Consider the following 22,453-nt stretch of genomic DNA (forward strand, 5'->3'; position numbering starts at 1 on the left):
GACGTTGATTTTTACTGACACCCGGTGCAAAACCGGTACGACAAGATGCAGACATTTCGCTAATGGTGTATTTTTTACGTTTCTTTTACTCGAATAATTTCAGGAGCAGTACCTTATGGACGCCAAGGCGGACCTCTCAAAAATGGCCCTTGATTACCATGCTTACCCAACCCCCGGTAAGATTTCGGTAACACCAACTAAAACACTGGCCAACCAAGACGACCTGTCGCTGGCGTATTCCCCGGGTGTTGCAGTGGCCAGCATGGCCATTTACGAAGGGGGCGAAGAAGCTGCCGCCAAGTACACCTCCCGCTCGAACCTGGTCGGCGTCGTTACTAACGGTACAGCGGTACTAGGCCTGGGCAATATCGGCCCCCTGGCGGCCAAACCCGTCATGGAAGGCAAAGGCTGCCTGTTCAAGAAATTTGCCGGCATCGACGTTTTCGACATCGAACTCAACGAACTGGACCCCGACAAACTGGTTGACATCATCGCCGCGCTCGAACCCACGCTGGGCGGCATCAACCTCGAAGACATCAAGGCGCCCGAGTGCTTCTATATTGAAAAGAAGCTGCGCGAACGCATGAAGATCCCCGTCTTTCACGACGACCAGCACGGTACAGCCATTATCTCGGCAGCCGCCATCCTGAACGGTCTGAAGGTCGTCGGCAAATCACTCGATTCGGTCAAGCTGGTGTGTTCGGGTGCGGGTGCCGCAGCCATCGCCTGTCTTAACCTTTTGGTCAGCCTGGGCATCCCCCGCAAAAACATCTTCGTGGTCGATTCGCGCGGCGTTATCTGGGAAGGCCGCGAAGCCAACATGGAGCCGACCAAGGCCGACTACGCACAAAAAACCGATGCCCGCACGCTGGCAGACGTTTGTGTAGACGCCGACGTCTTCCTGGGCTGTTCTGCACCCGGCGTACTAACGGCCGACATGGTCAAGACCATGGCCGACAAGCCTCTTATTCTGGCCCTGGCCAACCCCGAACCGGAGATCCGCCCGGAAGTGGCCAAGGCCGCACGCCCCGATGCGATTATCGCGACCGGTCGCTCCGACTACCCCAACCAGGTCAACAACGTCTTGTGCTTCCCGTTCATTTTCCGCGGGGCCATGGACGTCGGCGCAACCGTTATCAACGAAGAAATGAAACTGGCCTGCGTCAAGGCCATTGCCGAACTGGCTGAAGCCGAACAAAACGACGAAGTCGCCATGGCCTATGCCGGGCAAGACTTGTCGTTCGGGCCCGACTACATTATTCCAAAGCCCTTCGACCCGCGCCTTATCATTAAAATCGCACCGGCCGTTGCCGAGGCCGCCGTGGCGTCAGGCGTAGCCACTCGTCCCATCGAAGACATGGAAGCCTATCGCCAGCGCCTGATGGGCCTGGTTTACCACACCGGCCAGCTCATGCGCCCGCTGTTCATGCAGGCCAAAAATACACCCATGCGGGTTATTTATGCCGACGGCGAAGACGAGCGTGTGCTGCGTGCGGTTCAAACCGTGGTCGACGAAAACATCGCCAAGCCTATTCTTATCGGGCGCCCAGCCGTCATCGAGATGCGCGTCAAGAAGTTCGGGCTGCGCCTGATTCCCGGGCAAAACATTGAACTGGTCGACCCCGAAGACGACGATCGCTTCAACGAAACCTGGAACGGCTATTACAAGTTGCAAGGCCGTAACGGCGTCACGCCCGAAATCGCCAAGGCCATGGTCCGCAAGCACAACACGCTCATCGGCTCGATGTTGCTGCAGCGTGGGGACGCCGATGCCCTGATCTGCGGCGTGGCCAGCAAGTTCGACAATCAGCTGAAGTATGTACAAGAAGTCATTGGGCTAAAAGAAGGCGTACAAACCTTTGCAGCCATGAACGTGCTGATGCTGCCCGACCAGACGCTGTTCATCTGCGACACCCACGTCAACGAAAACCCCAGCGCTGAAGAAATTGCCGACATGACCATCCAGGCGGCCGAAGAGATCTTGCGTTTTGGCGTCGTGCCTAAAATTGCGCTGCTGTCGCATTCCAACTTTGGCAGCCGCTCTACCGAGTCTTCTCGCAAAATGGCCCGTGCCCGTCAGCTCGTCAACGAGCGTGCGCCGCACCTTGAGGTCGACGGTGAAATGCATGCCGACTCGGCCCTGTCCGAAAAAATCCGCATGCGTGCCTACCCCGATTCGCCCCTGAAAGGGCCAGCCAACCTGATGATCATGCCGAACCTCGATGCCGGCAATATCACCTACAACATGCTGAAAATGACAGGCAGCAACGGTGTGTCTATGGGTCCGGTACTGTTGGGTGCTGCACGTCCGGTGCATATCCTGACGCCAAGCGCTACCGTTCGCCGTATCGTGAACATGACCGCCTTGGCCGTAGTCGACGCCCAGCAAGAAGCACAGCAACGCGCCAGCAGTAAATAAGCACGTTGTATTGGCATGGCGCGCGCCCTTGGGCGCTGGCATGCCGCAGCCGAAAGCCCCGCTTTAACAAGCGGGGCTTTTTTGCATGCGGCCCTGGCGAGCAGTGCTTGTTACACGCCGACCGCGCCAGCCTGCTGGCCTGCAGCTTGCTGCGTAAGTCATGACGCCCATAAAAAAACCGCCCAAAGGCGGCTTTTTTGTTGCGGCCATACGCGGGTAACAACACCCACGATGGCCACCTGGGCCATCAAGCAAATTAACGCTTGATATCGCGAACGGCGGAACCCGTGTAAAGTTGACGCGGACGACCGATCTTGTATTCGGGATCGGAAATCATTTCGTCCCACTGGGAGATCCAGCCAACGGTACGTGCCAAGGCAAAAATACCGGTGAACAAAGGTGTGGGGATACCAATGGCGCGCTGAACGATGCCCGAGTAGAAGTCGACGTTGGGGTACAACTTGCGATCGACGAAGTACGGATCTTCGAGGGCGATACGCTCGAGCTCCATGGCCAGCTTGAACAGCGGATCGTTTTCGAGGCCCAGCGCAGACAAGACTTCTTTGCAAGTTTCTTGCATGAGCTTGGCACGGGGATCGTAGTTTTTGTATACACGGTGACCAAAGCCCATCAGGCGAACGCCAGACGTTTTATCTTTGACCTTTTCCATGAATTCGCCAACCTTGGCAACACCACCGTTGGCCTGCAGGTTTTCGAGCATTTGCAGGCAGGCTTCGTTGGCGCCGCCGTGAGCGGGACCCCACAAGCAGGCAATACCTGCCGAAATAGCTGCAAACGGGTTAGTGCCCGACGAACCGCACAAACGCACCGTAGACGTTGAAGCGTTTTGTTCGTGGTCGGCGTGCAAGATGAAGATGCGGTCAAGCGCGCGTTCGACAACGTCGTTGACTTTGTAATCTTCGCAGGGGTTGGCGAACATCATGCGCAAGAAATTGCCGGTGTACGACAGATCGTTGCGCGGATAGATGTAAGGCTGGCCCAACGAATACTTGTACACCATGGCGACCAGCGTAGGCATCTTGGCGATCAGGCGGATTGCCGACAGACGGCGATGCTCGGGGTTGGTGATGTCGGTGGCGTCGTGGTAGAAAGCAGACAATGCGCCAACGGCAGCGGTCAGCATGGCCATGGGGTGGGCGTCGCGGCTGAAACCACTAATAAATGTGGCCAGTTGCTCGTGCACCATAGTGTGGTTGGTGACTTCGCTGTCAAACTGAAGCTTTTGCTCGGCGCTGGGCAACTCGCCGTTCAGGATCAGGTAGCAAACGTCGAGAAAGTCGTTGTTTTGGGCCAACTGGTCGATGGGGTAGCCACGGTAGAGCAGCTGACCTTTGTCGCCATCGATGTAGGTAATCGCCGACTCGCATGACGCCGTCGACAAGAAACCCGGGTCGTAGGTGAACATGCCGGTTTGGCCATACAGCTTGCGAATGTCGATGACGTCTGGGCCGATCGAGCCTTTGTACACCGGAAAATCAACCGATGCGCTACCGTCCGAAAACGATAGGGTTGCTTTTTTATCTGACAGTTGCATCTTTCTTCCTCAAAAATTTACAGCGCTCGCATTTGCCCAACCAGCCGCTGAATATCGGGCGTGTCGTACACCCCTTCTAGCGACTTGCGGCCCAACAAAACGTCGAGCAATTCGTTGTCACCCATCTCGAATAATTGGGTTAAGGCGACAACATCAGTATCGGTAAGTTGGGTTTCGTATTGATCCAGAAAATTCGTGATGATCAAATCGTTTTCCAACAGACCACGGCGTGCCCGCCAACGCAGGCGGGCACGCTCAAGTTCGGTCAGTGTGCTCATGAGTGCAGCACTTAGATACTGCGCCGAACCAGCAGTTCTTTGATTTTGCCAATTGCCTTCGAGGGATTCAGCCCCTTCGGACAGACGTCTGTACAGTTCATGATGGTGTGGCAACGGAACAGACGATAAGGGTCTTCGAGGTTATCGAGACGCTCGGCGGTGGCTTCGTCGCGCGAGTCGGCGATGAAGCGGTAGGCCTGCAGCAAACCGGCAGGGCCCACAAATTTGTCGGGATTCCACCAGAACGACGGGCAGGAGGTCGAGCAACATGCGCACAGGATGCACTCGTACAGACCGTCGATCTCTTCACGGGCCTCGGGCGACTGCAGACGCTCGCGCTCGGGCGGCGGTGTGTCGTTGATGAGGAACGGCTTGACCGAATGGTACTGGTTGAAGAACTGGGTCATGTCGACGATCAGATCGCGCACAACAGGCAAGCCTGGCAGCGGACGCAGCACGATAGGCTGGGAGAGTTCGCGCAAGTTCGTGGTACATGCCAGACCGTTCTTGCCATTGATGTTCATGGCGTCGGAACCGCAAACACCCTCGCGGCACGAACGGCGGATAGCCAGACTGTCGTCAACATCGTTCTTGATGCGCACCAGCGCGTCGAGCAACATTTTGTCGGTAGGCTGAAGCTCGACTTCGAGCTTTTGCATGTACGGACGCTCGTCCTTGTCAGGATCGTAGCGGTAGATTTCAAACTTAACGATACGTTTTTGGCTCATTTCAGTTCCTGCTTAGAAGGTCCGTGCTTTGGGTGGGAAGCTGTCGACGGTCAGCGGTTTCATTTGAACCGGCTTGTAGTCGAGACGGCCGCCTTCTGAATACCAGAGGGTGTGGCGCAACCAGTTTTCGTCGTCGCGGTCGGGGTGATCGTCGAGCGCATGAGCGCCGCGACTTTCGGTACGACTTGCGGCCGACTTGATGGTGGCACGCGCAACTTCGATCATGTTGGACAGTTCGAGGGCTTCGATACGTGCGGTATTGAAGACCTTGGACTTGTCTTTGAAGTAGATTTCTTCGACCTGGGGCGCCAGGCTTTCGATGACATCGACACCCTTGTTGAGCAGCTCGAGGGTACGGAAAACGCCGCAGTGCGTTTGCATGCCATTGCGAATTGCATTGCCCACTTCTTGTGCCTTGACGCCCGAGGTACGGGTTTCGAGCTTGTTGAGGCGATCGAGGGAGTAGTCGACGGACGATTGCGGCAGGGGCTGGTGCGCAATTTGACGCTCGAGGTGGGAGTCGACAATGTGCTTGCCGGCAGCGCGACCAAATACGATGAGGTCGAGCAGCGAGTTTGTACCCAGACGGTTGGCGCCGTGTACCGAAACAGCCGCACATTCGCCGATGGCGTACAAACCATTGACGACTTTGGTTTCGCCGTTTTTAAAGTCGACAACCTGACCATGGTAGTTGGCCGGAATCCCCCCCATTTGATAATGGATGGTGGGCACAACAGGGATGGGCTCTTTGATGGGGTCGACGTTACCGAACTTGATCGCGATTTCGCGAATGGACGGCAGACGCTTGTTGATGACGTCGGCGCCCAGGTGATCGAGCTTGAGCAGCACGTGATCGCCATTGGGGCCGCAACCACGACCTTCTTTGATTTCCTGGTCCATCGAGCGCGAAACGAAGTCGCGCGGTGCCAGATCTTTAAGGGTGGGCGCGTAGCGTTCCATGAAGCGCTCGCCATCTTTGTTCAGCAAGATGCCGCCTTCGCCGCGAACACCTTCGGTGATGAGCACGCCGGCACCGGCCACACCCGTGGGGTGGAACTGCCAGAACTCCATGTCTTGCAAGGCAATGCCTGCACGAGCCGCCATACCCAGACCGTCGCCGGTATTGATGAAGGCGTTGGTAGATGCGGCCCAGATACGGCCTGCACCACCCGTGGCCAGCACGGTTGTTTTGGCTTCGAGGATATAAACCTCGCCAGTTTCCATTTCGAGGGCGGTAACGCCGACGACATCGCCGTCGTCGTTGCGCAGCAAGTCGAGGGCCATCCATTCGACGAAGAACTGGGTACGGGCCGAGACGTTACGCTGGTACAGCGTGTGCAGCATGGCGTGACCGGTGCGGTCGGCCGCGGCACAGGCGCGCTGTACGGGCTTTTCGCCGAAATTGGCGGTGTGACCACCAAAGGGACGCTGATAAATGGTGCCATCGGGGTTGCGGTCGAACGGCATACCGAAGTGTTCGAGCTCGTAAACAGCGGACGGCGCCTCGCGGCACATGAATTCGATGGCGTCTTGGTCGCCCAGCCAGTCGGACCCTTTGACGGTGTCGTACATGTGCCAGTACCAGTTGTCTTCGCTCATGTTACCCAATGCCGCACTGACGCCACCCTGGGCGGCAACCGTGTGCGAACGGGTAGGAAACACTTTAGACAAGACGGCAACCGACAAGCCCGCCTGCGCCAGTTGCAAAGAGCAACGCATGCCGGCCCCGCCGGCGCCTACGACCACAACATCAAACTTGCGGCGAGGTAAGGAATTTTTGACAGCAGCCACGGCTTATAAACTCCAGAGAACTTTAGCGAAATAAATAATTGAACCCGCAAGCCAGAGCAAGGTCAGTACTTGCAACAGCAGGCGAACGCCTGCGGGCTTGACGTAGTCCATCCAGATGTCGCGCACACCGATCCAGGCATGCCATGCCAGCGAGAAGAAGGCCAGCGTTGCCAGCAACTGCCCTACCGGGATCACACCGACGGTGAAGGTAAACAGGTTTTGCCAGCTTTCGAAGCTCATGTCGGAAGTAAACAGAACCCCGAAAAAGAGAACCAGCGTATACACCGCCATAATGACGGCCGTACAGCGCTGAACGATGAAGTCAAAGGTGCCGTAGTGCGCACCGACGACCAGGCGCTTGGCGCCCACGCGTTCTTGAGTAGCCATTACCAAACCCCAAACAATTTAAGACCAAAAACCAGTGTGAGCGCGAGGCTGACCCCGAAGACGACGCCGGCGCTTTTTTGGGCAGAGACCTTGTCCATGCCGATGTGCAGATCGAGAACCAGATAGCGGATGCCGGCACAGAAGTGATGCAGGTAGCCCCAGATAAGCGCCAGCAAGATGAGTTTTACGATGGGGTTGGCCACCCAGCCCTGAATGGACGCGAAGCTGTCGGGTGACGTGACGCTAAGCGAAAACAACGGCACCAGAACAAGCGGAAGACAGAGAAACAGCAATGCGCCGCTGACACGGTGCAGAATTGACGATTTTCCCGCCAGGGGAAGACGGTAGCTTAGGATCTGCGGAACGCTGATATTGCGAAACTGCGGACGCGGCTTGGAAGCTGAATCGGACATGATGGCCTCGAGGTTAACAAACAAAATATTGCAAAACGCTATTAGTATTTTCGCCGATTTCCGCGAAGCGGATCAAATCGGTTGAAAAAAACCTAGTTCAGTGAGTTCCGGTAATGGAACCGGTTTGTAACGTACAGCCCGCGACGTAGCTCCATGGGGCGATCGCCATACGTAAACGACACCCGCTCGACCTGCAAGAGCGGACTTTCGGGGGCCACCTGCAAAAGCTCAGCCTGAGCTGCAGTGGCGGCCACCGCCTTGATTTTTTCTTCGGCCCTGACCATGCTGACCCCATACTCGGACTCGAAAAAGGCGTACAACGGCCCCCTATAGCGGGTCAGGGACTCGGTGGTCAGCCCCTTGAACACCGCACCCGGCAACCAGATATCGTCGAGAATGGTGGGCTCGGCATCGAAAGACAACAAGCGCCTGACATTGACCGCGCTTTCGGATGACGCCAGGTCGAGCAGGCGGGCGACATCGGCAGGCGCCTTGACCCGGCGGCAGTCGATAAGCTGGCTGCTTGACGCCGAGGGCTGGCCGTCGTCGGGCGTGAGCCGCAAAAAGCGGAACCGCACCTTGGCTTCGTTGTGGGTGGCTACAAAAGTGCCCTTGCCCTGACGCCGGATAAGCAGGTTGTCGGCTGCGAGCTCGTCGATTGCCTTGCGAACCGTACCCTGGCTGACATTAAAACGCGCCGCCAGCTCGAATTCGCTGGGAATGACTTCTCCCGGTTTCCATTCACCGCGATCAAGACTTTGAAGCAACAAGCCTTTAATCTGTTGATACAACGGGCTATACGCCGCGCCGGCAGGGGCACGTTCGGGCACCGCAGAAGTATCTATAGATTGATCGGACATGGTCGACAAAAGTCTGGACGGTTTTGTGAAAACGCCCGACATTCTCGCACGGTTCGCGCCGAATGTCTAACACTCTTCTGTCTTATATAAGATATAAGATGTTTGACTACAGGGCCGATTTCAACTAACCTTTTAACTATTAAAATCTGTCGTTTACCCTTATCTTTTTTCGGAGATCCTTCATGTCCAAACCCGCCATGCGTGTCGCCGTCACCGGCGCTGCCGGTCAAATTGGTTACGCCCTGCTGTTCCGCATCGCCTCGGGCGAAATGTTGGGCAAAGACCAGCCTGTCATTCTGCAGCTGCTCGAAATCCCAGACGAAAAGGCGCAAAAAGCACTTAAAGGCGTCATGATGGAACTCGACGACTGCGCGTTCCCCCTGCTGCAAGGCATGACCGCCCACAGCGATCCGCGCGAAGCGTTCAAAGACGCCGACGTCGCCCTGCTGGTCGGTTCGCGTCCTCGTGGCCCCGGCATGGAGCGCAAAGACTTGCTCAAAGTCAACGCCGAAATCTTCAAGGTACAAGGCAAAGCGCTTAACGACGTTGCCAGCCGCAACGTTAAAGTACTGGTCGTCGGCAACCCTGCCAACACCAACGCCTATATCGCCATGAAATCGGCCCCCGACCTGCCCGCTAAAAACTTTACAGCCATGCTGCGCCTCGACCACAACCGTGCGTTGTCGCAACTGGCCGCAAAATCGGGCAAAAAAGTGGCCGACATCGAAAACCTCATCGTGTGGGGCAACCATTCGCCCACCATGTACCCCGATATCCGCTTTGCCACCGCTAACGGCGACAAACTCGCTCAGGTCATCAACGACGACGCCTGGAACCGGGACACGTTCATCCCCACCGTCGGCAAGCGCGGCGCCGCCATCATCGAAGCACGCGGCCTGTCCTCGGCCGCTTCCGCAGCCAATGCGGCCATCGACCACGTCCGTGACTGGATCCTGGGCTCGAACGGCAAGTGGGTCACCATGGGCATTCCATCTGACGGCTCTTACGGCATCCCCGAAGGCATCGTTTACGGTTACCCCGTTACCACGCAAAACGGCGAATACGCCATCGTTCAAGGCCTGGACATCGACAGCTTCTCGCGCGAGCGCATGGACAACACACTGAACGAACTGCTCGAAGAGCGCGACGGCGTCAAAGACCTGTTGTAATCAACAACCGGCCTGGCCATCCCCGACAGCCCTCGCGCCCTACCCGGCGCCCGGGCTGTCTTTGAATTTCCTCCAACCCTCGACAAAGGGCACGTCACATGCTGGATACCTACCGCCAACACGTTGCCGAGCGCGCCGCGCTGGGCATTCCCCCGCTTCCCCTGTCGGCCCAACAAACCGCCGACCTGATCGAACTGCTGAAGAACCCGCCTGCCGGCGAGGAAAGCTATCTCCTCGACCTAATCACCCATCGCGTTCCTGCAGGCGTCGACGACGCTGCCAAAGTAAAAGCCTCGTACCTGGCAGCCGTTGCATTCGGCACCGAGAAATGCGCGCTCATCAGCCCCGAAAAAGCCACTGAGTTGCTGGGCACCATGCTGGGCGGCTACAACATCCAGCCGCTCATCGAATTGCTCGACAACGCTGCGCTGGCACCCGTTGCCGCCAACGCGCTCAAGCACACTTTGCTGATGTTCGACGCCTTCCACGATGTCCAGGAAAAGGCCGAGAGAGGCAATGCATTTGCCAAAGAAGTCATGCAAAGCTGGGCCGACGGCGAGTGGTTCACCACACGCCCCGAAGTACCTCAAAGCATGACCGTCACGGTATTCAAGGTATCGGGCGAAACCAACACCGACGATCTGTCGCCCGCGCCCGACGCCTGGAGCCGCCCCGACATTCCGTTGCATGCCTTGGCCATGCTCAAAAACCCCCGCCCCGGTATCGAACCCGACGAACCCGGCAAAGTTGGCCCAGTCAAGTTCCTTGAAAGCCTGAAAGACAAAGGCCATCAAATTGCCTACGTAGGCGACGTGGTCGGTACGGGCTCTTCACGCAAATCGGCGACAAACTCGGTACTGTGGTTCACCGGTCAAGACATCCCGTTCGTGCCCAACAAGCGTTTTGGCGGCGTATGCCTGGGCAGCAAAATTGCCCCCATCTTCTACAACACCATGGAAGATGCCGGCGCACTGCCCATCGAGGTCGACGTTTCGGCCATGAACACCGGCGACGTCGTTGAACTACGCCCCTACGAAGGCAAAGCCCTGAAAAACGGCGAAGTCATTGCCGAGTTCCAGGTCAAGTCCGACGTACTGTTCGACGAAGTTCGCGCCGGCGGCCGCATTCCCCTGATCATTGGTCGTGGCCTGACCGCAAAGGCCCGCGAAGCGCTCGGCCTGCCTGCATCTACCCTGTTCCGCTTGCCCAATAGCCCTGTCGACTCTGGCAAAGGCTTTACGCTGGCCCAGAAAATGGTGGGTCGCGCCTGTGGTTTGCCCGAAGGCCTGGGTATCCGCCCCGGTACATACTGCGAGCCCAAGATGACTTCTGTGGGTAGCCAGGACACCACCGGCCCCATGACACGCGACGAGCTCAAAGACCTGGCCTGCCTGGGTTTCTCGGCCGACCTGGTCATGCAGTCGTTCTGCCATACGGCCGCTTACCCCAAGCCTGTCGACGTCAAAACTCACCACGAACTGCCCGACTTCATCAGCACCCGCGGCGGTATTTCGTTGCGCCCCGGCGACGGCATCATCCACTCGTGGCTGAACCGCATGCTGTTGCCCGACACCGTCGGTACTGGCGGCGACTCGCACACCCGCTTCCCCATTGGTATCAGCTTCCCGGCTGGCTCGGGCCTGGTAGCCTTTGCCGCTGCCACCGGCGTTATGCCGCTCGATATGCCCGAGTCGGTGCTGGTCCGCTTCAAGGGCAAAATGCAGCCCGGTGTCACCCTGCGCGACCTGGTCAACGCCATTCCGCTTTACGCCATCAAGCAGGGCTTGCTTACCGTCGAGAAAAAAGGCAAGAAAAACATTTTCTCGGGTCGCATCCTCGAAATCGAAGGCTTGCCCGACCTGAAAATCGAACAGGCCTTCGAGCTGTCTGACGCATCGGCAGAGCGTTCGGCGGCTGCATGTACTGTGCGCCTGAACAAAGAGCCCATCATCGAGTACATCAACAGCAACATCACCATGTTGAAGTGGATGATCGCCAACGGCTACCAAGATCAGCGCACCATTACACGCCGCATCAAGGCCATGGAAGCCTGGCTGGCAAACCCGCAATTGCTCGAACCCGATGCCGACGCCGAATACGCCGCCGTTATCGACATTGACCTGGCCGACATTCACGAACCTATCGTGGCTTGCCCGAACGACCCCGACGACGTCAAGACGATGTCCGAGGTTTCCGGCACAACTATCGACGAAGTGTTTATCGGTAGCTGCATGACCAACATCGGCCACTTCCGTGCCGCTTCCAAGCTGCTGGAAAACAAGCGCGACATCCCGGTCAAGCTGTGGGTTGCGCCTCCAACCAAAATGGATCAGCACCAACTGACCGAAGAAGGCCACTACGGCGTTCTGGGGACAGCAGGTGCCCGCATGGAAATGCCCGGCTGCTCGTTGTGCATGGGCAACCAGGCGCAAGTTCGCGAAGGCGCAACCGTCATGTCTACCAGTACCCGTAACTTCCCGAACCGTCTGGGTAAAAACTCGAATGTGTTCCTGGGTTCGGCCGAACTGGCTGCCATTTGCTCGCGTCTGGGTCGTATCCCGACCAAAGAAGAGTACCTGGCCGACATGGGCATCCTGGAACAAAACAGCAGCGATATCTATCGCTACATGAACTTCGATCAGATCGAAGAGTTCCAGAAGGTCGCTGACACCGTCAAAGTCTGACCCTGACAGGCCTGCTCTGTTTATCCCCCGCGCAGCAATGCGCGGGGGATTTTTACTTCTTGCACGCGTTACACTAGCACTGTCTGAATCTTGTATTGCACCATGTCAACTACACCAAAATCCGGTTCCACCCGTCTGACCGCCGATGCGCGACGCCTCACGTCTTTGGCCGAAGCGCTGGCGCTGTCGGGCAGCCGCGTCGAAGACCTGTTCTGGGAAAGCCAGATTACCGCACTGATTGCCAAGCTGCTCAAGGGCAAGCCCAACCGGCACATCGAATCTGCGCTCGAGGCACTGGTGCCCGACCGCATGGCAGCCTACGAAATTCTGGTCGAAATGGCCGAAACCGGCTCTGAATCCGTGCAGCTCGACGGGCCTGACGGCCCCTATGACGTTTTGCTTGTCTCTGCCCCCATTCTGGTCTGGACGCGCTACCAGTTACCCGTGCCGTCACCGCTGAGCCCCAAAGAGGCCGACACCCTGGTCAAGGCATTGCAACAGCACGTGCTGGCTGAAGGCGCTCGCGTTGCCTTGCTGCCCGAAATCGTCAGTTTCGAACAAATGCCGCAAACCTTCCAGGACACCGCACGCTGGACCCTGCAACTCGGTCAGGCCGCCGTGTCGGGTAAAGCGACGCACCCCGAGGTTCGCCCCATGCCCAACACCGAAGGCATGCTGGCCGATGCACGTTTTGTTGTGGCCACAGTTGCCGTCCCCAAAGGCAAGGCTGTATTTGCCTGGCAAGCCGCCACCGACGACATCGCCGGGCATCGCGCAGCTTGCCATCAGCAATGGCAAGACGCCATCAACCCGGTTATTCAGGCGCGTTACACGGCCTGCACCATCGACTACGTCCAGCCCGACGCCTATTACGTGAACAGTCGCGAAGCCGACCGCCGTATCCGCCCGCTGGCCTTGAAAGCTGCGGTGATATGGCTGCAAAACGCCGCCAACCTCAGGGGCTCCGAACTGCAGGCCGCTATTGTCGGGTGTGGCGAATCCATGATCGAAGAGTACCGGGTTGGCTTTACCACGCGCCACAGCCAGCAGGTTATTTACGGCTGCGTCTGGCCCATTCTTAGCAAAGAAGAGGCCGCAGGCGCCGCCATCGACAACGGGGCCCCCACCATCCCCGACGAAATCGCCGCCCATCTGGCTGAAGTGGGCGTGACCGAAATCAAGCTGATCAGCGGGCTGGCCACCACCGAAATCTGCGAAGATTGCGGTGCGCCGTTTTTCCCCAATGCACTGGGCGAAATGATGCACCCGGAGCTCCCCGAAGAGACCGACCTCGAACCGCGTCACTTCCATTAACCACTCTTCGGGCGGTGTCACCCCAAAGCCACCGCCCTTCGCCTGCTTTGCCATGCATTTTGATATTTTCTGCCGGGTCATCGACAACTTCGGTGACATCGGGGTGTGCTGGCGCCTGGCGCGCCAACTGGCCCATGCGCCAAACGGACACCATGTCACCCTCTGGGTAGACGATATCCATCGATTCCAGCGTATTGAGGCCTCAATCACGCTCCAGCCTGTTCAATCCCTGACGCACAACATCACGGTGGTTCATTGGACAACGCCTGCCCTCCTGCGTGAACCCGGTGACGTTGTGATCGAGGCCTTCAGCTGCGACCCGCCACAAACGTTTATTGACGCCATGAAAGCCAAAGGCAGTTTGTGGATCAACCTGGAATACTTAAGCGCCGAGGACTGGGTCGAATCTTGTCATGCCCTGCCTTCACTGCAATCGAACGGTCTGCGCAAGTTCTTTTTCTTTCCGGGGTTCACCCCGAAAACGGGCGGCTTGCTGCGCGAACACGACTTGTTGGCACAACGCGATGCCTGGCAATCAGATAGCCGCCAACGCGTTGCGCAATTGGCTGCATTGAATGTCCCGGCCGACGTGATTGCAGGGCTGCAGACGGGTTGGCGACAAGCGCTGCTGTTTGGCTACCCCGGTGCGCCCGCAACGGCGCTGACCGATGCGCTTGAGGCCACCCAGACGCCCTGGGTGGTGTTGGTGCCCCAGGGGATGCATCCCGACATCATCAACGTGGCCACACCCCATGTGCGCGTTGTTGAAATCCCGTTTGTAGACCAGGCTGGCTTTGACCGCCTGCTATGGCGCAGTGACCTGAATTTCGTCAGGGGTGAAGACTCTTTGGTACGCGCGCTTTGGGCGGGCAAGCCGCTGGTATGGCAAATTTACGAACAAGAAGACGACACGCACCTGATTAAATTACAGGCGTGGCTTGCACATAGCGGCTACCCCGACGCCGTCGGGCAATTGATGCTGGCCTGGAACAAGAAAGAAGACAGCGCAGCAAGACAGCACCTTGACACCCTGCTGCAGGGCCCCGCATGGGACGACTGGGTGGCAGCAGCTGCACGCTGGACAGACAGCCTGGCACAACAGCCCGATTTGGCCACCAACCTGACGGCGTTTTGCGCGAGAAATTGCTAAACACGTTAAAATAGTGGGCTTTGTATTAACGCTTTTGGCCCGGAAGGCCGGCTTTAAGCACACTATTTCCCGGAGTTTTTCTAATGAAAACCGCACAAGAACTGCGCGTAGGTAACGTCGTAATGGTAGGTGGCGAGCCGCTGGTTGTCCAGAAGGCCGAATACAACAAATCGGGCCGTAACTCGGCGGTTGTCAAACTGAAGTTCAAGAACCTGTTGTCGGGTTCGGGCAGCGAATCGGTTTACAAAGCTGACGAAAAGTTCGAAATCGTCATGCTCGACAAAAAAGAATGCACTTATTCGTACTTTGCCGACCCCATGTACGCCTTCATGGACGAAGAGTACAACCAGTACGAAGTTGAAGCCGACAGCATGGGCGAGGCGCTGGACTACCTTGAAGAAGGCATGACGGTTGAAGTCGTATTCTACGAAGGCCGTGCCATCTCGGTTGAACTGCCCACTATTATCGTGCGCGAAATCATTTACACCGAACCGGCCGTCAAAGGCGACACCTCGGGTAAAGTGCTTAAACCCGCAAAAATCAACACCGGCAAAGAAATCAGCGTACCGCTGTTCTGCAATATTGGCGACAAAATCGAAATCGATACCCGCACAGGCGAGTACCGCAGCCGCGTGATGTAAAGCACATGTGCTGCCACAATAAAAAAACGGGCCTGGGCCCGTTTTTTTATTGCATGCGTTCGTCGTCGAGGTAGTCGGGCACCGGCAAGACCGTCACGCCTTCTTCGGCCAGCGCCTCGCGCTCTTCGGGGGTAGCGGTGCCACGAATGGCACGCTCTTCGACCTCGCCGTGGTGCATGCGCAAGGCCTCTTCTGCGAAACGGGGGCCGACGTTTTCAGTATTACGAATGATGTCGCGCACCTTGTGCATGACCTCGGCTTGCAAGGCCGCTAACTGCGACATGGCTGGCGCGGCGAGTTCGGCGTTTCGGGCCGGGTGCGAAGGCGCCACCGATACGGCGGCGGAAACGTCACCCGACGTACCGGGCGCATCGGCACGCGAACGCCCGCGGTTAATGCGCGATGCCGTCAGTTTTTTGGCAACCTGCTTACTGTTGCACACCGGGCATGTCAAAAGCCCACGCGCCAGTTGCGACTCGTAGTTGTCGTCAGAACCAAACCAGCCCTCGAAGACGTGGCCCAGCTCACATTGAAGGTCGAATACTTTAAGTGCCATAGACCCCCATTATAAGCCCTGCAGGCCTTAAAGACGGGGCACTGCCGCCAATAAGCGTTGCGTTTCTGCATGCTGGGGCGACTGAAGTAGCGCCGCCGTGTCGCCGATTTCGACAATGCGTCCGCCCTGCATAATCGCAATCCGGTCAGACAAGTACTCGACCACACCAAAATTATGGGTGATGAACAGATAGGCCATATTGAATTCGGCCTGCAGATCTTGCAGCAACTGTATAAGCTGCGCCTGCACAGAGACGTCGAGCGCCGAGGTGGGTTCGTCGCAAACCAGCACCGCAGGCTCGACCGCCAGGGCACGCGCAATAGCGATACGCTGGCGCTGCCCACCCGAAAACTCATGCGGATAGCGGTTAACGGTGTTGACCGGCAGCCCGACGCGTTGCAGCAGCTGCTTGACGTGCGCGCGCCGATCGGCGACCGAACGACCGGGTCGCAAAGCGGCAACGCCCTCTTCAAGGATATCGCCCACCAGCATGCGCGGGTCGAGCGATGCGTACGGGTCTTGAAACACGATCTGGAGTCGTCGACGCATGGCCTTGAGTTGCGCCGCCCGGGCATCAAATAACGACTCACCCTCAAGCCAGGCTTGCCCGGAGATGTGGGCCTGTTTGTCGAGCAGCCTTAACAAGGCCTTGGCCGTGGTTGTCTTGCCGCAGCCCGACTCACCCAATAACGCCAGCGTTTCGCCCGCACGAAGCTCGAACGAGAGGTCGTCGACAACGCGGTTGTGCCCGGTCACCCGTCGCAATATCCCACTGCGCTGCGGGTAGCTGACGCCCAGGTGTCGAACCGACAGCACCACCGGCGCCTGATCGAGCCCGGACTTGAAGGCCGGATGCGCTTGGGGTGCCTGCGGAACGTCAACGCCCTGAGCCGGGAGATCAGAGACACTATGACTATTTCCGCCCGCAGCAAACAAGGGTGGCGCGGTGGACGGCGCCAGGGGTTGCCCTCGCTTGGCAAAAGAAGGGACTGCAGCCAGCAAGGCGCGCGCATAAGGATGACGCGGATCGGCAAAAAATTCGGCCGCCGGGCGCGTTTCGAGAATTTCGCCGGCGCGCATCAACGCCACATGGTCGGCCACGCTTTTTACAATAGCCAGGTCGTGCGTAATGAGGAGAATCCCAAGCCCCATTTCTTTCTGGATGTCGGCCAGAAGACGCAAGATTTGCCCTTGCACGGTCACATCAAGCGCAGTGGTCGGCTCGTCGGCAATTAAAACATCGGGCTCGGCCGCCAACGCAATCGCAATCATGATGCGCTGTTTTTGGCCCCCGGAGAACTGGAAGGGATAGTCGTCGATGCGGCGTTCGGGATCTGGGATACCCACCCTGGACAGCCAGTAAATGGCACGTTCGCGGGCTTTGCTGCCGCGAAACCGGGTGTGGGCCTGCAACGTCTCGAGAATTTGCCGCCCCACCGTCATAACCGGATTCAGACTGGTCGAAGGCTCTTGAAACACCATGGCCAAGCGGCCGCCACGCACACGGCGCATTTGCGCTTCGGGTAAAGCGTTAAGTTCTTGCTCGCCCGCCCAGACCCGGCCGGCGACCACCTGCCCCGCCTCGGGCAACAAACGCATCAATGCCAGCGCCGTCATACTTTTGCCGCAGCCCGACTCACCCACCAGGGCAAAAGTCTGGCCCTTTTCAATGGCCAGACTTAATGATCGCACGGCATCATTGACGCCAGCCTCGGTCTGTAAACGTACCGACAACGCCTCGACCGTCAGCGCGGCCCCCAAACCCGATGACAACGTCGTCATGATGAGCGCCCCCCGGAAACAGCGGATGCTTTTAGTTTGCGCACGGGTTTGAAGCGACGCATGCGCGGGTCAAAAGCCTGTTGCACGGCGTCGGCAAAAATGTTGGCGGCAAGGACCAGGGCCAGCATGAAAACAAACGCGGCCAGCAGGTTCCACCAAATCATCGGGTCGCGCGACATTTCGAGGCGAGACGCATCGATCATGGTGCCGAACGACGCCATGCTGGGGTCAACGCCAATACCCAGATAAGAAAGAACGGCCTCGTAGAGCACAAGCCCGGAAAACTGCAGCACCATGGTTATCAGGACAATATGCATGACATTGGGCAACAAATGGCGAAACATAATGCGCCAGTGACTGACGCCAAATGCCCTGGCCGCCTGAACGTATTCAAGCTCGCGCAGCTTGAGCGCTTCGGCCCGCAACAATCGGCACAAACCAGCCCAGCCGGTAAACCCAAGAATCAGACACAACAGAAACAGACGCAGGTCGGCACGTGCCGCGACCGTTGGGAAGGACTCGGGGTTGTTGTCGATATACACCTGCATCATCAGCACGCAAGCAGCAATAAGCAACACACCGGGAATGGACGTGAGCGTGGTGTAGATGTACTGGATGACGTCGTCGATACGGCCCTTGAAGTACCCGGCCGACAGGCCGAACACCAGCGCCGGCGGCAACATGGACAACGTTGTCAGCGTACCGATGACCAGTGCCGTCCGGATACTTTTAAGCGACTGGCGCAAGACATCGTTGCCCGTGCGGTCGGTGCCCAGCACATGGTAGTCGAGGCCTAGAGACACAACCAGACCAAACAGCATCAACAATATGGCCGTCATGATCCACATCGCTCGCCACGGCAATTGTGTCTGCCCTTGCCACCAGTAATCAAATGCTTGCCTGGCATTACGCCCGCCTCGCAACACGGCAAGCGTCAGCAACCCCGCTAGCCCCAACGCAAGGCATAGGCCTACGCCAACCCCAAGCAAACTGCGTTGCAGCACATCGGCTGTATGCTCCGAATCTGACGTCAGCAACAGACCCGCATGAGCCAGGCGCGGAAAGTCACGCACGGGTTGGCCGTCAATCAGCTGAGTCTCTTTGGTAAATTGCCGGATAGCAAGCGGCGCCGAATAGGTCTTTTCGGGGTGCGCCATTTGCGTGTACGACAGTAAGTCGTCGAGCGCCGACCGAACCACCGGTGAATAGACAACCGCTTGATCGGGTTGACCGGATTCGGCGGGCAGTACCGGGCGGTAATGAATGGAATCCAGCAACGCCACCAGGGCAAAACAAAACAGCACAACGGCCGCACACATGGCAGCCGATGACTGCCCAACATTACGCCAGGCCGCGCGCAATGCCGCGCTGCGCCGCACATAAAAGCCATAGGCCAGCATTGCCGCAAACAGCAACACAATAAAGACATCGGTAAACAAAAACACGAACTCTGGCATGGCGTTACTCGAATCGAACCCGGGGATCGACCAGGGTGTAAGAAATGTCGGCCAGCAACAGCCCGGCAATATAAAGCGCCGACCCCAAAAACACCATGGCGCGCACGATTGAAAAGTCTTGCGCGTTAATGGCGTCGATGGTGTAGCTGCCCAACCCCGGGATACCAAAGAACGATTCGGCAATAAGGCTGCCCATGAACAGCAACGGAATGGCAGAGACCGTACCCGTCAGGATGGGTAGCGAAGCATTACGCAACACATGGCGAAACAGCACAATGCGTTCAGACAAGCCCTTGGCGCGGGCCGTACGCACATAATCTTTGCCGATTTCTTCAAGGAAGAGCGTGCGATAAAAGCGGGCCTCGCTGCCCAGGCCCGAAATAACCGCCACCAGTACCGGCAACACCAAAAACCGCAAGCTGTCGATGCCATCGAGATAGCCCGAATAAGGCACCCAGCGCAGTACCTTGGCAAACAGCCATTGCCCGGCAATGATGTAAAAGAGCCCCGAGATGGACAACATGACCACACACAGCACCACCCCGACAAAATCGAGCCGGGTTGCCCTGAAAAACACCAGCAAGAGCGCAAAGGCAACACTTGCAATAAGCCCAAGGAAAAAACTGGGCAGGGCTAAAGCAAGACTCGGGCCCATACGCTGCCGGATCTCGTAGCCGATATCGCGACCCGCGTCAGAAAACCCGAAGTCGAACCTGAGCAACGGGACCGACCGCTCGTAGAAAATAGTGTTGGTCACCGTGCCCATGCCGGACGCGGCCGTGTTGTAAAACAGCGGCTTGTCGTAACCGCGATCGGCTTTCCATTTTTCGACGGCATCGGCGCTAACGCGCTGCCCGCCAATAGCCAACCGTGCCATATCGTCGGGCGTGTTCACCGCGAAGAACAACACAAACGTCAGCAGGTTGACGCCAATTAGAACGGCCACACCGTAAAACAAACGCCGGATGATATACGCGGTCATTTTTGGTCCCCCAGCGCTGTGGCCTGTTCACGACGCTTTAACACACGCCAGGCCGGCCACACCCCAAGCGCCAGCAATAACGCACCCAACCATAGCGGCCACCACACCGGTCGGTTCCATTGCGCAATACGATCGGCGCGCATGGCGGGGTCGAGCTTCAGGTACTGCAAGGTATTGCGCACCATTTGGGTGGGCTTGGCATTGGCTACCCAGGCCTGATACGCGCCGCCCGACATCGGATAAAAACCAAACATCCAGGGCATGTCTTCTTGGGCAATCTTGATCATTTCTTGTACCAGACGGTCTTTTTCGGGCCCGTCGTCGAGAAACCGCATTTGCCGAAAGAGTACGTCGTAGCGTGGGTTCTGATAATTTGAAGCGTTTTCACCGCCGGTTTTTGCCTTGGCGTTACCCCCATAAAGCAAGAACAGAAAGTTCTCGGCGTCGGGGTAATCGGCCACCCAACCCCACATGAACATCTGTGCCGTGCCCTGCCGCATTTTGTCTTGAAAACGGTTGTAATCGGTTGCCCGGATTTCCAGCTCGATATTCAGCGCCTTCAGCTGGCGACGCATCCAGTCGAGTGTGGCATTAGACCCCATGCCTGCCGACGAATCGAAGTACAGCACCAGCGGCTCGCCCGTATCGGCATGCCGCCCGTCGGGGTAGCCCGCCTCGGCCAACAACCGGCGCGCTTCGTCAAGACTACGCCGAACGGCCCGCCCGTCTTCCCACCGATAAACCTGGCTGTTCAGCCCCTGCGGCAGACCTTGATAGCCGGCAATGCCCGGCGGCACGGGCCCGTGCGCCACCTCGCCCTGGTCGTTCAGGAATATGGAGATGAATTGCTCCCAGTTAAACGCAATACTGATGGCCTGACGCAACTTACGGTTCTTTTCCTGCTGTTCGGGGGTATCGCCCTGCCCCACGACCGGGTCTAGCCAGTTAAAGCCCAGGTAAGTAATTTGCGCTTCGGTCGAGGCCAGCAGTTGCAACCCGTGGTCGGCATAAAGCGCGGCCTTTTCGGCCGAATCGCTGGCGGCCACACGCATGGCCACGCCATAATTGCCACCGTCGGCTTCAGGAATGTCGTAATAACCTTGCAAAAACTTGCCCATCAGCGGCACGCTTTCTTTTTCAAGGGAAAACTCGATGCGATCGATAAAAGGCGTCATTTGCCCGCAATCGGCCAACAAGCCGGCTGCCTGGTCTTTTGGCGCCCCATTGCACGGGTAGGGCTCACCCCGGAAATTGGGGTTGCGCGCCATGACGTGACGACGATTTTGGATGGATTCAACCAGCATGTACGGGCCGGTACCCACCGGCCAGGTGTTCAGCGACAAATTGTGTTGGGCCATGCCGGGTTGATGATAAAACCGGTCGGCCTCCCAGGGCACCGGCGCAGTGAACGTCATGGCCAGCCAGTATTTAAATTGGGGGTATTTGCCCTTGACCCGAATTTGCAGCGTGTGATCGTCGAGCGCCTTGACCCCGTCAAACCCGTGGGCGCGCAAATCAAGCCAGGCGCCATCGCCCTGATCAGCTTTCAGGGCCGCATCGGCCTGCTTCAGGCGGGCGGCGTAATCGGCAAGCCCCACAATATGAGAAGACAGCACGCCAAAAGCCGGCGACACTACGCGCGGGCTGGCCAATCGCCGAATCGCATAAACATAATCGTGCGCAGTCAGTTCGCGCGTTGCCGTCTTTTCGAAATCGGTGATGGCATAACGACCCTTCAGGCCGTCTTCGGGCAATGGCCAGTAGGCATAACTGCCATCGACATTACGCGCAAATGCCGGATGCGGCTGAAACGCGATACCCGGCTGCAGCGCGATGTTGTAGATGCTGTAGGCAATGGTTTCGCCGGGGGCATCAGCAGGCAGAGGCTGGTCGTTGACATCGAAGTACTGCGGGCTGGCGATATCAACCGCGGTACGCGGTATCAACTGGTAGGGCCGCTTTAAGTAGTGATAGCCATACAGCGGTTCGTAAATGGCATAGGTGAACGGCGTTTCGTCGGTGGAATATGAACTTGCCGGGTCGAGATACTTGGGCGAACGCTGGGAGAACGCCGTATACAAGACGTTCTCAGACAGTTGCTGTTCGGGATACGGGCTGTTGACCGGCTGCGGCGAACAAGCGGCAAGGGCAAGCAGGCTGCCCGACACCACAATGCGCCCGAACGCCCCCCGCAGCCACGCCAAGGCGCAAACCACCAACGGTGCGGGCCGAGCCTGCCTGCGCGAGGCACCCCACGCGGTTAACATAACGACAATTGCAGGAGAGA

The 22,453-nt window shown here is 57.8% G+C and carries 18 protein-coding genes; 6 read left to right on the top strand and 12 right to left on the bottom strand.

All coding sequences use genetic code 11. From position 1 onward, the window contains the following. Window positions 1-115 precede the first annotated feature (115 nt). Window positions 116-2,419, top strand: coding sequence for an NADP-dependent malic enzyme (locus GTU67_RS11365; RefSeq protein ID WP_185780184.1), 2,304 nt, complete (start codon window positions 116-118; stop codon window positions 2,417-2,419). A 256-nt stretch (window positions 2,420-2,675) separates the two neighbouring features. Here GTU67_RS11365 and gltA read toward each other — a convergent pair whose 3' ends face one another. The 7 genes from gltA to GTU67_RS11400 form a co-directional block, all read right to left on the bottom strand. Further along, a complete protein-coding gene (gene gltA / locus GTU67_RS11370; protein WP_185780185.1) occupies window positions 2,676-3,974 on the bottom strand; it encodes a citrate synthase in 1,299 nt (432 codons plus the stop codon). Window positions 3,975-3,991: 17 nt separating this feature from the next. Then, complete coding sequence (locus GTU67_RS11375) at window positions 3,992-4,252, bottom strand: FAD assembly factor SdhE (protein ID WP_185780186.1); 261 nt, start codon at window positions 4,250-4,252, stop codon at window positions 3,992-3,994. An 11-nt stretch (window positions 4,253-4,263) separates the two neighbouring features. Next, on the bottom strand, window positions 4,264-4,980 hold the full coding sequence (locus tag GTU67_RS11380; RefSeq protein WP_185780187.1) for a succinate dehydrogenase iron-sulfur subunit: 717 nt from the start codon (window positions 4,978-4,980) through the stop codon (window positions 4,264-4,266). Window positions 4,981-4,992: 12 nt separating this feature from the next. Further along, window positions 4,993-6,771, bottom strand: coding sequence for a succinate dehydrogenase flavoprotein subunit (sdhA, locus tag GTU67_RS11385; protein ID WP_185780188.1), 1,779 nt, complete (start codon window positions 6,769-6,771; stop codon window positions 4,993-4,995). A 3-nt stretch (window positions 6,772-6,774) separates the two neighbouring features. Beyond that, window positions 6,775-7,158: a succinate dehydrogenase, hydrophobic membrane anchor protein gene (gene sdhD, locus GTU67_RS11390; protein WP_185780189.1), complete on the bottom strand. Its 384-nt coding sequence runs from the start codon at window positions 7,156-7,158 to the stop codon at window positions 6,775-6,777. Continuing rightward, entirely contained in the window at window positions 7,158-7,571 is a 414-nt protein-coding gene (sdhC, locus tag GTU67_RS11395; RefSeq protein WP_185780190.1) for a succinate dehydrogenase, cytochrome b556 subunit, read from the bottom strand. The genes sdhD and sdhC overlap by 1 nt, the downstream gene beginning before the upstream one ends. 92 nt (window positions 7,572-7,663) lie before the next feature. Beyond that, entirely contained in the window at window positions 7,664-8,431 is a 768-nt protein-coding gene (locus GTU67_RS11400; protein WP_185780191.1) for a GntR family transcriptional regulator, read from the bottom strand. Window positions 8,432-8,613: 182 nt separating this feature from the next. Between GTU67_RS11400 and GTU67_RS11405 the strand changes: the two genes are divergently transcribed. The 5 genes from GTU67_RS11405 to efp all read left to right on the top strand — a co-directional run bounded on the left by GTU67_RS11405 (window position 8,614) and on the right by efp (window position 15,389). Continuing rightward, entirely contained in the window at window positions 8,614-9,600 is a 987-nt protein-coding gene (locus GTU67_RS11405; protein WP_185780192.1) for a malate dehydrogenase, read from the top strand. A 98-nt stretch (window positions 9,601-9,698) separates the two neighbouring features. Next, on the top strand, window positions 9,699-12,284 hold the full coding sequence (acnB, locus tag GTU67_RS11410; RefSeq protein WP_185780193.1) for a bifunctional aconitate hydratase 2/2-methylisocitrate dehydratase: 2,586 nt from the start codon (window positions 9,699-9,701) through the stop codon (window positions 12,282-12,284). Between the two features lie 102 nt (window positions 12,285-12,386). Then, window positions 12,387-13,598, top strand: coding sequence for a DUF2863 family protein (locus tag GTU67_RS11415; protein WP_185780194.1), 1,212 nt, complete (start codon window positions 12,387-12,389; stop codon window positions 13,596-13,598). Window positions 13,599-13,650: 52 nt separating this feature from the next. Next, window positions 13,651-14,748, top strand: coding sequence for an elongation factor P maturation arginine rhamnosyltransferase EarP (gene earP / locus GTU67_RS11420; RefSeq protein WP_185780195.1), 1,098 nt, complete (start codon window positions 13,651-13,653; stop codon window positions 14,746-14,748). Window positions 14,749-14,831: 83 nt separating this feature from the next. Further along, a complete protein-coding gene (efp, locus tag GTU67_RS11425; protein ID WP_185780196.1) occupies window positions 14,832-15,389 on the top strand; it encodes an elongation factor P in 558 nt (185 codons plus the stop codon). Window positions 15,390-15,435: 46 nt separating this feature from the next. Here the strand turns inward: efp and GTU67_RS11430 are convergent, their stop codons facing one another. Genes GTU67_RS11430 through GTU67_RS11450 form a run of 5 tightly spaced genes read right to left on the bottom strand, consistent with a single transcriptional unit; the run spans window position 15,436 to window position 22,433 of the window. Further along, entirely contained in the window at window positions 15,436-15,945 is a 510-nt protein-coding gene (locus tag GTU67_RS11430) for a DUF1178 family protein (RefSeq protein WP_185780197.1), read from the bottom strand. Window positions 15,946-15,972: 27 nt separating this feature from the next. Then, a complete protein-coding gene (locus GTU67_RS11435) occupies window positions 15,973-17,727 on the bottom strand; it encodes an ABC transporter ATP-binding protein (protein WP_185780198.1) in 1,755 nt (584 codons plus the stop codon). Continuing rightward, entirely contained in the window at window positions 17,724-19,184 is a 1,461-nt protein-coding gene (locus GTU67_RS11440) for an ABC transporter permease (protein ID WP_185780199.1), read from the bottom strand. Before GTU67_RS11440 ends, GTU67_RS11435 begins: the two co-directional genes overlap by 4 nt. A 4-nt stretch (window positions 19,185-19,188) precedes the next feature. Continuing rightward, window positions 19,189-20,166, bottom strand: coding sequence for an ABC transporter permease (locus GTU67_RS11445; protein ID WP_185780200.1), 978 nt, complete (start codon window positions 20,164-20,166; stop codon window positions 19,189-19,191). Continuing rightward, the gene (locus GTU67_RS11450) at window positions 20,163-22,433 is read right to left on the bottom strand and encodes an ABC transporter substrate-binding protein (RefSeq protein WP_185780201.1); all 2,271 of its coding nucleotides are present in this window, start codon (window positions 22,431-22,433) and stop codon (window positions 20,163-20,165) included. The genes GTU67_RS11445 and GTU67_RS11450 overlap by 4 nt, the downstream gene beginning before the upstream one ends. Window positions 22,434-22,453 lie beyond the last annotated feature (20 nt).

Source organism: Pusillimonas minor (genome assembly GCF_014237865.1).
Classification (GTDB): domain Bacteria; phylum Pseudomonadota; class Gammaproteobacteria; order Burkholderiales; family Burkholderiaceae_B; genus Neopusillimonas; species Neopusillimonas minor.